This is a genomic window from Microbacterium sp. Root322, from assembly GCF_001425645.1.
Classification (GTDB): Bacteria; Actinomycetota; Actinomycetes; order Actinomycetales; family Microbacteriaceae; genus Microbacterium; species Microbacterium maritypicum.
On the sequence record NZ_LMCS01000002.1, the window covers coordinates 1,062,385 to 1,075,240 of the forward strand.

The following is a 12,856-nucleotide window of genomic DNA, read 5'->3' on the forward strand; positions in this document are numbered from 1 at the left end:
AAGGAACCATCCCGCATGACGAACAACACCGAGGCCGCTCCCAGCTGTTGCAGCACCAGCGCCATCAACCCCGCCGCCACAGGCAACGGCCGCGAGAACCTGTTGACCGGCAGTGCAGGCGACGACCTCACCACCTGCCCGGTCATGGTCGGCAACCCGGTCAGCAAGAAGGCCGCGGAGGCCGCCGGCCTCTACCGTGACCACGAGGACGAGCGATACTACTTCTGCTGCGCCGGGTGCGGTCCGGCCTTCGACTCGGACCCCGCCAAGTACGCCGCCCAGATGGCGTGAGCCCGACGCGGGGTTCGCGGCGCCTCTGCGTGCGCCGTGAACCCCGCGGCGTCGTGGAGAGAAGCGCCGCCGAGGCACCGGCCCCACAGCGCGCAGCCGCCTTCGTGACCCCGCACACATCCGGTCGCGACACTCGGTTCCCGCGGACATGACTTCGTGCGCCGGGCACGACAGGCTGGAGACGAACCGGCGTTCCTGCCACCCCAGAACAAGGGAGTCTCCATGTCCAGCGAAACCCTCGTGGTGCCGCTCATCGATCAGCTCGATGCCTTCTTCGGCCAGTACACGGCGGCGGGCCAGTCGCCGGGGCTCGTGTACGGACTCGTCGGGGCCGACGGCCTCGAGCACACCCGGGGGTTCGGGACCGCCGACGACCAGGGTAACGCCCCCGACGCCGACACGGTCTTCCCGATCGCGTCGATGACCAAGAGCTTCGTAGCGCTCGGCGCGCTGCTCGCCCGGGACCGCGGACTCCTCGACCTTGACGCCCCCATCACCGACTTCTATCCGCAGTGGCACGGCACCGTGGGCGATGAGCCGGCTGTCGTCCCGACCCTGCGGCAGCTGCTCAGCATGGGCGGCGGTCTCACCGAGGACAACTCGTGGGTCGACCCGTTCCTGGGCCTGTCCGAAGCGGAGCTCGTCGAGCGGATCCGACCGGGCTTCAACTACAGCAACCATCCCGGCAGCGCCTTCGAGTACTCGAACATCGGCTTCACGATGGCGGGGCTCGCGGTGGGCAAGGCCGTCGGTCGGCGCGTGGAGGACTGGGTCACCGACGAGATCCTGCGGCCGCTCGGGATGAACAGCACGTGGTTCGACAACCGTGCCCCGGAGGGCGGCACTCTCCGGGCGGTCGGCTACTCGCTGAACACCGAGGGCGAATGGGCGGGGTTCCCTCCGGCCGTGTCCGACGCCATGGCCGCGGCAGGAGGCATGCAGTCGACGATCACCGACCTGAGCGTCTGGGTGCGCTTCCTCGCCGCGGCCACCCGACCAGCCACGGCCAGTGCGGACGATGGCGACGCGGTCGTCAGCCGGGCCTCACGGCGCGAGCTGCAGCGCATTCATCAGGTCGACACCCCCTCCCTCCAGGCGCGACCCGATGGCACCTGGAAGTTCGTCACGGGCGGCTACGCGCTCGGCCTCTTCGTGCGTGAAGACCTGCACCGCGGCCGGATCGTCACCCACAGCGGCGGTCTTCCCGGGTTCATCCTGAACATGGTGTGGCACGCCGATTCCGGTACCGGTGTCGTCGTGCTCACCAACAGCCACCGGGGCAACCCCGTGGCTCTGTCGGAGGATGCGCTGTTCCGCGCCCTCGCCATGCACGACACCCCCGCCCGGACCGTGCGGCCGTGGCCGGAGACGCGGCGACTGATGGCGGCAGCAGACGCGCTGGTCCGCTCCTGGGATGACGATGCGGTCGCCGAGATCTTCGCCGACAACATCGACTTCGATCGTCCGCTTCCTCAGCGCCGCGCCTCGATCGACGAGCTCATCGCCCAGGTGGGTCCGCTGCGCCAGGATGCCGGAGCACCGGAGATCGTCTCCTCGGCGACTCCGGCCGACATCACGTGGTCGATCCCCGCCGAGCGGGGCGAGCTGATCTGCATGATCCACCTCACCCCGGTGCGGCCAGCGCAGATCCAGGAGTTCGAGGTGATCGCGGTCGACCGCGGCGTGCCGCGCGCGGCCCGGCCCACCGACGTCTCCGCCCGACGTCGCACCTACGCCCGCCCGACGGTGAGCCCGCTGCCGAACACGCACGTCGTCTGAGGCGACGGCGCCTCGGTCAGCCGCGAAGTGCCTTGCGCGCCTTCTTGGCCGCCTTCTCGGCGGCCTTGTGGCGCTGCTTCCTGGCCTTCGGGTCGTTCCACATCCGCACCAGCTGATGCCTCACCGACTCGCCCTTGTTGATCTGCACGGTCGCTGACCGGCTGCCGAGGACGTACGCGACGAAGGCGACGCCGACGACGAGGAGGATCTTGTTGCGCATGATGCCTGCTTTCTGCGGAGGTGGGGCGACCCGCGCGCTCAGGAGAGTCGACGCTGGTCGTGCGCGAGGCGGGCCCGAAGGCTCGTGTGGACCGAGACGAACGTCTCGGTGTCGCGGCCGGTCAGGACCGCGAGGTTGGCGAGCAGTCGGTCGACATGGTCGACGAGCTCGCGCGGATCGGTGTTCTGCCGCGGGGTGACCGACACGTGCAGCACCGGACGGCGGCGCACGTCGTTGGCCGTGACCTGCGCCGAGAGGACCTCGTCCCGAGTGGTGAGGGAGTTCTTCACCGCATCCGAGACGAACGATTCGTTGACGGTCACGCGGCCCAGAGGGTTCTGTGCTCCCGTCGAGCGGAGCACGGTCTTCGAGCGGCGACCCGCGATGCTCGTGAGCGCGAGGATCAGCAGGACGATGACGACCACGATCGCCACGACAGCGCCGATGCCGATCCATGACAGGCCGCCACCGGCGATCGCGGTCGCGGCGATCGCCTGGTCGAGCCAGGACTGCGCGTCCTCGCCACCTGCGGCCCAGATGTCCGACGCCGTCGGCCAGCTCATGATGGCGATGCCGAGGGCGCCGAGCCCGAGGAACAGCACCCCGATGATCAGGAGCAGGGTGCGATTCAACGCACGATTGGTGTTGTTCACAGTTCGTCCTCCTTCTCGGCGGGTCGCTCGATGCGCACCCGGGTGCGGACCCGGTGGGCCAGCCGGTAGGTCTGCAGCTCCGCCTCGGCGGCCGAGGCCACGTCGGCCTTGTCGAGCGGGATGCCGATGCCGGGGCGCACGGTCACGTCGACGGTGCGATGACCGACGCCGACGGTGATGCTGTCGCGGGCGAGGCCGGTCTCCTCTGCGAGGTGCTGGGCCAGCGCGCTGGCGATCACACCGTTGTCCACGACCACGGCCCGTCCACCCCCGTCCAGGACGTGCTTCGAGAGCCGCCCCGGGGTGATGGCCAGCACGATGAAGATCACGCCGATGAGGGCGAGGACGACGCTGCCGGCGATCACGAGCCCGGCGGGCTGCGCGGTGGGAAGCCCGATGAGCCACCCTCCGGCTGCGGCGGGACCGATCAGGAGCGCGGGCTGCGCGGCGAGGCTCAACACGATCTCGAGCCCGATGTATGCGAGGGCCAGGATCAGCAGGACCACCGCGACGAACATCGCGACGGTCCGCGGCGAGTGCGTCTCGCGCCGGATGACGCGGCGCAGAACCGGGGTGCTCATTGCACTCGTCTCCTTTCCGGGATGGTGGCACCGGTGACGGTGAGGTTGATGCGGATGACGTTGCGTCCGAGGATCGTGCTCAGGTGCTGCTGCAACTGCTCCTGCAGATCCCGCGCCCGCTCGAGAACAGGCACGGTCTGAGCGATCGCGGCCGTGTCATCCAGTCGGGGGACGGGAAGAGGCGCGGCGATGCGCACCGTGATCCCCCGGGGGTGCTCCGCGACATCGACCTTCACGTCGCTGCGAGGCACCCCGATCAACGTCGCGGACGCCTTCTCGGTGACCGTGCGATAGACACGCTCCTTCACCTCGACGCGACCGCGGAGGGCGGCCCCGCCGGCGGCGACTCCCGAGAGAGCGTCGCCGCCGGCGATGTGCTGGTCGGCACGCATCAGGAGGTGCGCCGCCCGGTGAAGACGTCTGCGAGACCGCGGACGTCGAGCTTGCCGGAGGCGATTCGGCCCACGAGCGCCCCGATGCCCGCGAACACGGCCATGAGGAGGAACCCCCAGAACCCGAACAGCAGGGCGGCGAGGGCCAGCAGAGCGCCGATCAGGGCGCCGACCGTTGTGGCGCTCATGAGACGCGCGACTCCTCGTCGTCGCTGTCGTCGCCGGGCACGTGCACGTCGTTGACCTCGACGTTGACCTCGACGACCTCGAGGCCGACCAGGCGGCTGATCGCACCGGCGACAGCAGCACGGACGTTGTTCGCGACGTCCTGGATGGGTGCCGGGTACTCGACGACGATGGTCAGGTCAGCTGCGGCCTGCGTGTCGCCGACCTCGACCTTGACGCCCTGAGCGAGGTCGGTGGCGTTGATGACGTCGCGGATGGCGCCGAAGGCGCGGGCTCCGCCGCCGCCGAGCGCGTAGACGCCGGGGACCTCACGCGCGGCGATGCCGGCGACCTTGGCCACCACGCCGTCGGCGATGGTCGTCTTACCCGCGGCGTTCTCGTCGGCGGGGACGCGCGAAGCGGAGAATCCGCTCGACCGGTCGACGCGCGACGCGGAGGCGCCGGCAGCCTTCGGAGCAGCCTGAGCGAGCTCCTTCTCGGCCGGAGCGGGGGTGTTCTGGTCCTGGTTTGCCATGAGGTGTCCCATCTCGATCTGAAGACCGGTCGCGGGTCCCGTGTGAGACTCCCGCCGGGAGCGAAACGCTCGCTCGGAGATAGGACGTGCGCGCACGTCGATTCGTCACAAAGTCGTTCCGGATCCGTGCGGGAGCCCGGAAGACCAGGCGCTCAGGCGCTCCCGACCCCGTACATCTCCCCGACCGGGACGGCGGTCGTGAGCACGTTCCCCGGTTGCGCGAGTGGGCAGGCCCACGCCGGGTCGTAGGCGCACGAGGGGTTGTAGGCGAAGTTGAAGTCGAGCACGATCGTGCCGCGCCGGGCGTCGGATCCGAGGTCGGCGCCCTTGACCGTGTCGATCAGGTAGCGTCCGCCGCCGTAGGTTCCGCCGGGGTGGCCGGCCAGCGCATCACGCACCGGGATGAAGAGACCGCCGCCGTAGGAGGCCAGCCGCCAGACGTCGAGCGATCCGGCATCCGGGATCTCCACACGGCCGATCCGCTCGAACGGGACGATGCCGTCGGTGCCGGTCGCGAACTCGAAGCCGCCGGGATCTGCGGGGAGCATCGGCAGTTCGAAGCGCCACTGCGGGTCGTACGAGGCGATCGGGAGCCCCTCGAACAGCGCCCTGTCCTCGAGCAGCAACGGAGTGGCCGGGTGGTGGAGCATCAGATCGTCCCGCTCGATCCGCCAGAGTTCGTGCGCCTCCTCCGGGGAGTCCGCGATCCGCACGGCGTCGTACAGGGCGAAGACCCGACGCCGCCAGTCGACGACCTCCATGGCGGTGCGCGCAGCTGTGCTCGTCATGGCCCCAGGCTACGCGGCGCTGCCGACGACGGCGCCTCAGCTCGCGGTGGGGCCCGCGATCATCTCGGCGTATCCCTCGCGATAGGTCGGATACTCGAGGGTGCCGAGCAGCGACCGCAGCAACGACCCGTCGTACACGAAGCCGCCCGGGTCCGCAGAGTCGATGTCGGGAGGCACATCGACACCGAGCTCGCGCGCGATGAACCCGACGACCTCTCCCAGCGGTGCCGGGCTCTCGTCGACGGCGTGCACGAGCCGTGGAGGGGCGGGCGTCCGCAGCAGCAGTTCGAGGGTGCGCACCAGGTCGGTCTCGTGGATGCGGTTCGTGCGCCGCGCGTGTTCGACCGCCGCGCCTTCGCGCACCTTCCGCAGCAGGAAGTCGCGGCCGGGTCCGTAGATGCCGGCCGGCCTCACGACGACCGCATCGAAGATCTCGACGGCCGCCCGCTCGCCGTCGCGCAGTCCTCGCGAGCGCGCGCTCGTCGGTTCCGGATCGTCCTGCTCGGTGATCGGCCGCGCGGCCCCTGGACCGTCGAACACCCCGGTCGACGACACGAACACGGTGCGGGCCGGGATCGCGGGCAGAGCCTCGGCGAGATGCGTCAACGCCGTGCGGTAGGCCGACACGCCCTCGCCGGGCGGAAGCGTGACGACCATCGCGTCGACCGCGGGAAGTCGCGAGGCGAGCGGCGCCGCGAGGTCGGCGCGGATCCCGGTCACGCCGGCCGGCGGCTCGGCGTCGCTCCTGCGCAGCGCGAGCACCTCGCCGTGCTCGAGGATCAGCGGTGCGAGGCGGGCGGCGATCTTGCCGGAGCCGACGAGGAGCGTGCGGGAGGGGGTGGTCATCGCGGAGCCGTCGATCTGTCGGGATCAGCCTGCGGCGAGCGCGGGCAGAGCGACACCGTGCAGTGCCTCGACGACGGGGGCCAGTTCCGGCTGCGCCGCCGCGTCTTCGAGCACCCGCTCGAGGGCGGCGTCATGGATCGGTCGCGCTTGTTCGTAGAGCTCGCGACCTGCGGGAGTGAGCTCGGTGTAGATGCCGCGACGGTCATCGGCACACAGGATGCGTGTGAGGAGACCGCGGTCCTCGAGGCGGTTGACCAGGCGGGTCGTGGCGCTGGGGCTCAGGGCCGCCGCACGCGCGAGCTGCTGCATCCGCATGTGCCATCCGTCCTGCCTGTCGAGCGCGTCGAGCACGGTGTACTCGACGACCGAGAGCGATGCCGCCTCTCCCAGGCTGCGCTCGAGCGCGGTCTCGATCAGGCCGTGCAGGGCGGCGAGCGTCCGCCAGCCCTGCGCACGCACCTCGACCGCGTCGTCACCGATACCCATGGCCATCCTCCGAGATAGTTGCTTGCGCCAGATACTTGCGTGTGCAATCATTAACGTTCGATGCGCAATATGCGGCGTCTGCAAGTATCCCCACCAATCTATCAGGAGAATCGTCATGCCTCCAGGACTGATCGCCCTCGCCATCGGGGCGTTCGGCATCGGACTCACCGAGTTCGTCATCATGGGCCTGCTGCCCGAAGTCGCCCACGACTTCGGCGTCACCGAGTCGGCAGCCGGCTGGCTCATCTCCGGCTACGCGCTGGCTGTGGTGGTCGGCGCACTCGTGCTCACCGCCGCGGCCACCCGGCTGCCCAAGAAGCCCGTGCTGCTCGGGCTCATCGTGCTGTTCATCATCGGCAACGCCCTCACCGCTCTCGCCGACGACTACGGCGTCGCGATGCTCGGCCGCATCATCGCCGCCCTCTGCCATGGTGCGTTCTTCGGCATCGGGTCGGTCGTCGCCGCCGGCCTCGTCGCCCCGGAGAAGAAGGCCGGCGCGATCGCGATCATGTTCACCGGCCTCACCGCCGCGAACGTCTTCGGTGTGCCGTTCGGCACCTTCCTCGGTCAGGAGCTGGGCTGGCGCTCGACCTTCTGGGCGATCTCCGGCATCGGCGTGCTGGCCTTCCTCGGCATCGCCCTCCTCGTCCCGCGCCTTCCTCGCCCCACCGCCCAGGTGAGCCTCCGCGGTGAGCTCGCCGCCTTCCGCTCCGGACAGGTGTGGTTCTCGCTCGTCGTCACGATCCTCGCGTTCGGCGGGATGTTCGGCGCCTTCACCTACATCGCCTACACGCTCACCGAGGTGAGCGGCTTCGCCACCTCCGCCGTGCCGTGGCTGCTCGTGCTGTTCGGCGCCGGCCTCGTGCTCGGCAACTGGCTGGGCGGACGCCTCGCCGATCGCGCGATCGACCGCACCCTGGTCATCTTCATCGCCGCTCTCGTGATCGTCCTCGTGCTCTTCGCCGCATCGGCGCAGTCGGGCGTGGCCACGATCGTCGCCCTGTTCCTCATGGGCGGCTTCGGCTTCGGCACGGTCCCGGGTCTGCAGAGCCGCGTCATGCAGTACGCGGGCGGCGCACCCACCCTCGCCTCCGGTGCGAACATCGGGGCGTTCAACATCGGCAACGCGCTCGGCGCCTGGGCGGGCGGAGTCGGCATCTCCGCCGGTCTCGGCTACACCTCGCCGATCTGGATGGGGGCGATCCTCACCGGCGTCGCACTCGTCGTGATGGTCGTCGCCGCGGCCCGCGCCAGAGTCCGCGCCGCGGATGCCCGGGATGCGGAGCCGACCCCCACCGCATCGGTGCCGGTCGGCTGACGCTTCCGCACGCAGAAGCGCCGCACCCTCCGAGGAGGATGCGGCGCTTCGGGCATGCGGAGGACTACTCCGCTGCGGCGATCTTCTTGGCGTCGTCCGTGTTGAGCACCCGGAACAGGATCGCCGCGATCACGGCTCCGACGACGGGGGCGACGAGGTAGAGCCACAGCGAGCTCCAGGCGAAGTGACCGCTGACCGAGAGGCCGAGCGCGACGGCCGGGTTGAAGCCGCCACCCGAGATCGAGCCGACGGTCGCCGCGCCCACGAACACGGTCGCACCGATAGCGAGACCGTAGAACGAGTTGCCCGCGGTGTCCTTCGACGTGGCGGTGTTGAGCACGACCCACACGAGGATCAGCGTGAAGAGCGCCTCGACGAGGAACGCAGGGCCGACCTCGACGATCATGGCCTTCTCGCCGACGGGCCACACGGACATGCTGACGAGCGCGGCCAGTGCGCCACCGACGAACTGGGCGATGAGGTAGGAGATGAAGTCGGCGACGCTGAGGCCGCCGCGCAGGAACACGCCGACCGAGACGGCCGGGTTGAGGTGTGCACCCGAGATGTGGCCCGTCGAGAACACGAGCACCATCAGGGTGAAGCCGATCGCGAGCGGAGTCAGCGGGCTGCCACTGTTCACTGCCGCGATGATCGCGAGGACGAAGAGGAAGGTGGCGAGCGCCTCTGCGAGCGCCTTGCGTGCCGTACCGGTCATGAGAGTGCCCTTTGTATCGGAGATTCGAGAGAGAGGAAGCCCGTCCTGCCCGCATACTCCGGTCGACCGAGCCTCTTGCGGCACTGACGCTATCGCCGGATCCCGCGGAATTCCGGGAGCCGCGCGGGCTTTCTGTGAATTCGCTGAGCCTGAAGACGGGCGCCGATCGGCGGGCGGTCGGTCGGCGAGGAGGCCACGGCGTCGGGATGTCAACCCCGTGGCCGCTCTCGCCTCTCCCCCGTAGCTTTCGAGGATGACGACCGAGACCGCGCCCGCCGCCGAGACCTCGACCCGGCTGCGGAGGGCGATCACCGGGCCTCTCCTGTTCGCCTTCATCCTGGGAGACGTGCTGGGCGCCGGCATCTACGCGCTGATGGGCGTGCTCTCCGAGAAGGTCGGCGGGATGCTGTGGGCACCCCTGCTCCTGGCACTGCTTCTCGCGATGCTCACCGCGGGCTCGTATGCCGAGCTCGTCACCAAATACCCTCGCGCCGGTGGAGCAGCGGTCTTCGCCGAGCGCGCCTTCCACAGCCCGCTGGTGTCGTTCCTGGTCGGATTCAGCATGCTCGCGGCGGGCGTCACGAGCGCGGCCGGACTGGCCATCGCGTTCGCGGGCGACTACCTGGGCACGTTCCTCGACCTGCCGACGATCCCGGTCGCCATCGCGTTCCTCGCCCTCGTCGGCCTACTGAACGCCCGCGGCATCCGGGAGTCCATGGGAGCCAATCTCGTGATGACGGCGATCGAGCTCAGCGGCCTCGTCATCGTCGTCGCCGTGGTCGCGATCTTCGTCGGCGGCGGTGGCGGTGACCTCTCCCGTGTCACCGAGGTGCCGGAGGGCACGAATGCTGCGATCGCGGTGCTGTCGGGCGCCGTCATCGCCTACTACTCGTTCGTCGGGTTCGAGACCTCCGCGAACATGATCGAAGAGGTGAAGGATCCGCGCCGCACGTACCCCCGCGCCCTCTTCGGCGCACTGTTCACCGCCGGAGCGGTCTACGTGCTGGTCGGGTTGGCGAGCGCGATCGCGCTCCCGCCCGCAGCACTGCAGGAGTCGAGCGGACCCCTGCTCGCCGTCGTGGAGGCCACCGGCGTCAGCATCCCCTCCTGGCTGTTCAGCCTCATCGCGCTCGTCGCCGTCGCCAACGGCGCACTGCTGACGATGATCATGGTCAGCCGCCTGACCTACGGCATGGCCGAGCAGAACCTCCTGCCCGCCACCCTCGGCCGCGTGCTCCCGAAGAGGCGGACTCCCTGGGTCGCGATCCTCACCACCACCCTCGTGGCGATGGGCCTGACCCTCGTCGGGGATCTGGCAACGCTCGCCGAGACCGTCGTGCTGCTGCTTCTGGTCGTCTTCCTCAGCGTCAACGTGTCCGTGCTGGTGCTGCGTCGGGACCGCGTCGAGAACGATCACTTCCGCGTGTGGACCTTCGTCCCCGTGCTCGGCATCGGGTCCTGCATCCTGCTGCTGACCCAGCAGCGTCCGGCCGTCTGGCTCTTCGGTGGGATCCTGCTCGCCGTCGGCGGTGTGCTCTACCTGCTGGCGCTCTGGGGCAGGAAGCACGCCGAGAAGAGGAACGAGACCTCCGGCGGCGAACCCGTCGGCAACCCGAAGGAGAACCATGAGCACGCCTGAGCACGCATCCGACGAAGAGATGACGAGCGCACAGAAGCGACACGACCAGCTGACGGCGGCGCCGGAGGCCACCGAGGCCGACGCCGCGCCCCGCATCGAGGTCAGTGAGCACGACGGGAACACCCGCATCGACATCGCCCCGGAGGCGCCTGTGCGTCCGGGACCCGGCCCGGGAATGCCCGAGGCCGATCCCGAGGGCTGACACATCCGGTCGGGCTCAGGACGAGCCCGAAGGAGGTAGGGGCGGCACGTGGGGGTGTGCCGCCCCTGTTGGGGAGGTGCTGTGCACCAGGTGACGGGGAGGTGTCACCGAGCCCGGGGAGGACTCATCTAGAACAACGGGTGTCCGGGCGGAATCTGTCGGCGCGTGCAGCGCCGACGCGTCACACCCGTCGACGGCTCCTGGTGAACAGCAGATAGCCGCTGCCGACGACGATCAGGAGCGCTCCGGCCCCGGCCGCGTACGCCGCGAACGCCGCAGTGCCGCCGGTGACGGCGAGCGAGGCGCTGCCGCCGGACGTGCTTCCCCCGCCGCGAGCCGGGTCGGTCGGGTCGGTCGGATCGATCGGATCGGTCGTCGGGATCACCGTCCGCTCGCGGATCACGACCACGTACTCCTGGGTGTCGGTCCCGTACTGATTCGTCGCCGTCACCGTGAACGTGTAGGTGCCCGCGGTCGTCGGGGTGCCGGTGAGCGCCCCCGTGGCCGGATCCAGGGCGAGTCCCGGGGGCAGCGAGCCCGTGGTGACCGCGAGCGTGATCGGCCCCGGTCCCGTCGCCTCGACCGTCGCGGTGTAGGTGGTCCCGACCGTCCCGTCCGGGAGGGAGGAGGTGACGATGACCGGCGGCTCGAGGTACGTGAACCCGCCGGGGTAGGTCGTCGCGGACTGATACGGCGTGGCGGTGGTCCCCGCGATCAGGCCCGTGCGGACGACGACGTCGACGGGACCGTGAACGTGCGGCGGGGTCACGACGCTGATCGGGCACCCCGACGCGTCGAGGTCGGTGCCGGGGATGCCGTCGAAGGTGACCTCGGTCACCCCGAAGCTGAGCGCGAGGCCCGGCCGCATCCGCCCCTCGCTCGCGTAGCTGCCGAGCTGTGCGGGACCGGAGATGCTGCCCCAGGTCGGACGCATCCCTCCCCAGCTGTAGAGACGACCGTCCGAACCCAGCGCGAACGACGCCTGCAGCCCGATCTCGACATCCGTGGCGATGACACCGGCGGGGATGTCGCTGGTGTCGACCTTGACGGGCGCCGCCGCGTCGACGACGGAGATGATGCCGAGCTGACCGTCGGGGTTGTAGCCCCAGCTGTACATGGTCCCGTCGTCGGCGAGCACGAGAACGTGGAACTCGCTCGCGACGATCTTCTTGATGCTGAGGCCTGCGGGCATGTCGCCCGCGGAGACGAGCACGGGGGCTCCGACGGCGGTCACACCGGTGTCACCGATGCCGAGGCGGCCGTTGCCGTTGTACCCCCAGGAGTAGATCTTTCCGTCGGTGCCGAGCCCGTAGCCCACATACGAGCCGGCAGCGACCTGGGTGAACGTGACGCCGGCGGGAACCGCCCCCTGTGCGATCCGCACCGGTGCGAGCCGGTCGGCTCCACCGACGTTGCCATCGCCGTTGCCGCCCATGAAGCTGCCACCCCAGGAGTAGATCCAGCCGTCGCTGCCGAGCGCGTAGGTGTTGCCGTTGCCGTTGGCGAGCTGGGTGATGGTGACACCTGCGGGGATCTGCCCCTGCGCGAGCGCGACGGGCTCGGGACGCCAGTTGTTCGTGCCCTCTCCGTTCGACGGCTCGCCCCAGCTGTACACCCAGCCGTTGTCGGCGAGCACGGCGGCACGCCCCGAGCCGGCGGCGATCGAGAGCGGCTTCACTCCCGCCGGGATCTGCCCCTGGTTCACCTTCACGGGCGTCGCCGATTCCTGCGGGTTGAAACCGCCGATGCCGAGCTGGCCGGAGGAGTTCATGCCCCAGGCGTAGATCGCACCGTCGGCGGCGACCACGTAGCCGGCGTACTGGTCGTAGTCGGCGTCGACGATGTCGGCATCCGCGGGGATAGCCCCCTGCGAGATCTGCCCGGGCCCTGATCCCCCGCCGTTCCCGTTGGATCCGTACTGCCACGCGCCCCAGGTGAGGACCTTCTCCTCCTTCGTGACGATCATGGCGTTCATCCCGCCTGCGGCGAACATCTCGATCGGCGAGACGTCCGAGCATTCGATGAGAACCGTGGTTCCTCCGGCCACAGGGCCGGAGTCGGGTGTGGGCGCGGCCCACCCCGCGGTCGGAACCGCGAGAGCCGCGGCGACGCCGATGACCACGGCACCTGCCACGCGACGACGGACGTGTGTGTTCCCAGTAGACATTGCTGACCCCCAGCATCTTCGGGCGTTGTCCCCGCGACACACCCGGAAGGAGAGACTCCGTTCGGGCGCTTTCCATTAC

16 protein-coding genes are annotated in these 12,856 nt (G+C 69.8%); 5 read left to right on the forward strand and 11 right to left on the reverse strand.

Features of this window, described 5'->3' with window-relative positions; all coding sequences use genetic code 11:
• Positions 1 to 15 precede the first annotated feature (15 nt).
• Both ASC55_RS09985 and ASC55_RS09990 read left to right on the forward strand, forming a co-directional pair.
• Complete coding sequence (locus ASC55_RS09985) at positions 16 to 291, forward strand: YHS domain-containing protein (RefSeq protein WP_055874941.1); 276 nt, start codon at positions 16 to 18, stop codon at positions 289 to 291.
• A gap of 222 nt (positions 292 to 513) precedes the next feature.
• Positions 514 to 2,070, forward strand: a complete 1,557-nt coding sequence (locus ASC55_RS09990; RefSeq protein WP_055874943.1) for a serine hydrolase domain-containing protein — start codon at positions 514 to 516, stop codon at positions 2,068 to 2,070.
• Between the two features lie 16 nt (positions 2,071 to 2,086).
• Here ASC55_RS09990 and ASC55_RS09995 read toward each other — a convergent pair whose 3' ends face one another.
• The 9 genes from ASC55_RS09995 to ASC55_RS10035 all read right to left on the reverse strand — a co-directional run bounded on the left by ASC55_RS09995 (position 2,087) and on the right by ASC55_RS10035 (position 6,736).
• Positions 2,087 to 2,290, reverse strand: coding sequence for a hypothetical protein (locus ASC55_RS09995; RefSeq protein WP_017829698.1), 204 nt, complete (start codon positions 2,288 to 2,290; stop codon positions 2,087 to 2,089).
• A 38-nt stretch (positions 2,291 to 2,328) separates the two neighbouring features.
• The gene (locus ASC55_RS10000; RefSeq protein ID WP_055866412.1) at positions 2,329 to 2,943 is read right to left on the reverse strand and encodes a hypothetical protein; all 615 of its coding nucleotides are present in this window, start codon (positions 2,941 to 2,943) and stop codon (positions 2,329 to 2,331) included.
• A complete protein-coding gene (locus tag ASC55_RS10005) occupies positions 2,940 to 3,524 on the reverse strand; it encodes a DUF6286 domain-containing protein (RefSeq protein WP_017829700.1) in 585 nt (194 codons plus the stop codon). Before ASC55_RS10005 ends, ASC55_RS10000 begins: the two co-directional genes overlap by 4 nt.
• On the reverse strand, positions 3,521 to 3,916 hold the full coding sequence (locus ASC55_RS10010) for a hypothetical protein (protein ID WP_017829701.1): 396 nt from the start codon (positions 3,914 to 3,916) through the stop codon (positions 3,521 to 3,523). The genes ASC55_RS10005 and ASC55_RS10010 overlap by 4 nt, the downstream gene beginning before the upstream one ends.
• Positions 3,916 to 4,104: a DUF2273 domain-containing protein gene (locus ASC55_RS10015; protein ID WP_017829702.1), complete on the reverse strand. Its 189-nt coding sequence runs from the start codon at positions 4,102 to 4,104 to the stop codon at positions 3,916 to 3,918. The genes ASC55_RS10010 and ASC55_RS10015 overlap by 1 nt, the downstream gene beginning before the upstream one ends.
• Positions 4,101 to 4,616, reverse strand: a complete 516-nt coding sequence (locus ASC55_RS10020; protein ID WP_055866421.1) for an Asp23/Gls24 family envelope stress response protein — start codon at positions 4,614 to 4,616, stop codon at positions 4,101 to 4,103. Before ASC55_RS10020 ends, ASC55_RS10015 begins: the two co-directional genes overlap by 4 nt.
• Before the next feature lie 152 nt (positions 4,617 to 4,768).
• A complete protein-coding gene (locus ASC55_RS10025; protein ID WP_055874947.1) occupies positions 4,769 to 5,404 on the reverse strand; it encodes a DUF1684 domain-containing protein in 636 nt (211 codons plus the stop codon).
• 36 nt (positions 5,405 to 5,440) lie between these two features.
• Positions 5,441 to 6,250 carry a sugar nucleotide-binding protein gene (locus tag ASC55_RS10030; protein ID WP_055874950.1) on the reverse strand — a complete coding sequence of 270 codons (810 nt, stop codon included), beginning with the start codon at positions 6,248 to 6,250 and terminating at the stop codon, positions 5,441 to 5,443.
• Positions 6,251 to 6,274: 24 nt separating this feature from the next.
• Positions 6,275 to 6,736, reverse strand: coding sequence for a MarR family winged helix-turn-helix transcriptional regulator (locus tag ASC55_RS10035; protein ID WP_055866426.1), 462 nt, complete (start codon positions 6,734 to 6,736; stop codon positions 6,275 to 6,277).
• 115 nt (positions 6,737 to 6,851) lie between these two features.
• Between ASC55_RS10035 and ASC55_RS10040 the strand changes: the two genes are divergently transcribed.
• Positions 6,852 to 8,054 (forward strand): MFS transporter, encoded by a 1,203-nt coding sequence (locus tag ASC55_RS10040; RefSeq protein ID WP_055874954.1) that lies wholly within the window; start codon positions 6,852 to 6,854, stop codon positions 8,052 to 8,054.
• A gap of 64 nt (positions 8,055 to 8,118) precedes the next feature.
• On the opposite strand, the gene ASC55_RS10045 is transcribed toward ASC55_RS10040, so the two are convergent.
• Positions 8,119 to 8,769 (reverse strand): MIP/aquaporin family protein, encoded by a 651-nt coding sequence (locus tag ASC55_RS10045; RefSeq protein ID WP_017829708.1) that lies wholly within the window; start codon positions 8,767 to 8,769, stop codon positions 8,119 to 8,121.
• A 253-nt stretch (positions 8,770 to 9,022) separates the two neighbouring features.
• Here ASC55_RS10045 and ASC55_RS10050 point away from each other — a divergent pair, with 253 nt between their 5' ends.
• Together ASC55_RS10050 and ASC55_RS10055 are read left to right on the forward strand one after the other, a co-directional pair.
• On the forward strand, positions 9,023 to 10,408 hold the full coding sequence (locus ASC55_RS10050; protein WP_055874957.1) for an APC family permease: 1,386 nt from the start codon (positions 9,023 to 9,025) through the stop codon (positions 10,406 to 10,408).
• A complete protein-coding gene (locus tag ASC55_RS10055) occupies positions 10,395 to 10,610 on the forward strand; it encodes a hypothetical protein (protein WP_017829710.1) in 216 nt (71 codons plus the stop codon). The genes ASC55_RS10050 and ASC55_RS10055 overlap by 14 nt, the downstream gene beginning before the upstream one ends.
• 181 nt (positions 10,611 to 10,791) lie before the next feature.
• Here ASC55_RS10055 and ASC55_RS10060 read toward each other — a convergent pair whose 3' ends face one another.
• Complete coding sequence (locus ASC55_RS10060) at positions 10,792 to 12,777, reverse strand: RCC1 domain-containing protein (RefSeq protein ID WP_082524293.1); 1,986 nt, start codon at positions 12,775 to 12,777, stop codon at positions 10,792 to 10,794.
• Positions 12,778 to 12,856 lie beyond the last annotated feature (79 nt).

Excerpts from the sequence above, each read along its gene's own strand:
- ASC55_RS09985 (WP_055874941.1), top strand. The coding sequence starts at position 16 with ATGACGAACAACACCGAGGCCGCTCCCAGCTGTTGCAGCACCAGCGCC.
- ASC55_RS09990 (WP_055874943.1), top strand. The coding sequence starts at position 514 with ATGTCCAGCGAAACCCTCGTGGTGCCGCTCATCGATCAGCTCGATGCC.
- ASC55_RS09995 (WP_017829698.1), bottom strand. The coding sequence starts at position 2,290 with ATGCGCAACAAGATCCTCCTCGTCGTCGGCGTCGCCTTCGTCGCGTAC.
- ASC55_RS10005 (WP_017829700.1), bottom strand. The coding sequence starts at position 3,524 with ATGAGCACCCCGGTTCTGCGCCGCGTCATCCGGCGCGAGACGCACTCG.
- ASC55_RS10010 (WP_017829701.1), bottom strand. The coding sequence starts at position 3,916 with ATGCGTGCCGACCAGCACATCGCCGGCGGCGACGCTCTCTCGGGAGTC.
- ASC55_RS10015 (WP_017829702.1), bottom strand. The coding sequence starts at position 4,104 with ATGAGCGCCACAACGGTCGGCGCCCTGATCGGCGCTCTGCTGGCCCTC.
- ASC55_RS10020 (WP_055866421.1), bottom strand. The coding sequence starts at position 4,616 with ATGGCAAACCAGGACCAGAACACCCCCGCTCCGGCCGAGAAGGAGCTC.
- ASC55_RS10025 (WP_055874947.1), bottom strand. The coding sequence starts at position 5,404 with ATGACGAGCACAGCTGCGCGCACCGCCATGGAGGTCGTCGACTGGCGG.
- ASC55_RS10030 (WP_055874950.1), bottom strand. The coding sequence starts at position 6,250 with ATGACCACCCCCTCCCGCACGCTCCTCGTCGGCTCCGGCAAGATCGCC.
- ASC55_RS10035 (WP_055866426.1), bottom strand. The coding sequence starts at position 6,736 with ATGGGTATCGGTGACGACGCGGTCGAGGTGCGTGCGCAGGGCTGGCGG.
- ASC55_RS10040 (WP_055874954.1), top strand. The coding sequence starts at position 6,852 with ATGCCTCCAGGACTGATCGCCCTCGCCATCGGGGCGTTCGGCATCGGA.
- ASC55_RS10045 (WP_017829708.1), bottom strand. The coding sequence starts at position 8,769 with ATGACCGGTACGGCACGCAAGGCGCTCGCAGAGGCGCTCGCCACCTTC.
- ASC55_RS10050 (WP_055874957.1), top strand. The coding sequence starts at position 9,023 with ATGACGACCGAGACCGCGCCCGCCGCCGAGACCTCGACCCGGCTGCGG.
- ASC55_RS10055 (WP_017829710.1), top strand. The coding sequence starts at position 10,395 with ATGAGCACGCCTGAGCACGCATCCGACGAAGAGATGACGAGCGCACAG.
- ASC55_RS10060 (WP_082524293.1), bottom strand. The coding sequence starts at position 12,777 with ATGTCTACTGGGAACACACACGTCCGTCGTCGCGTGGCAGGTGCCGTG.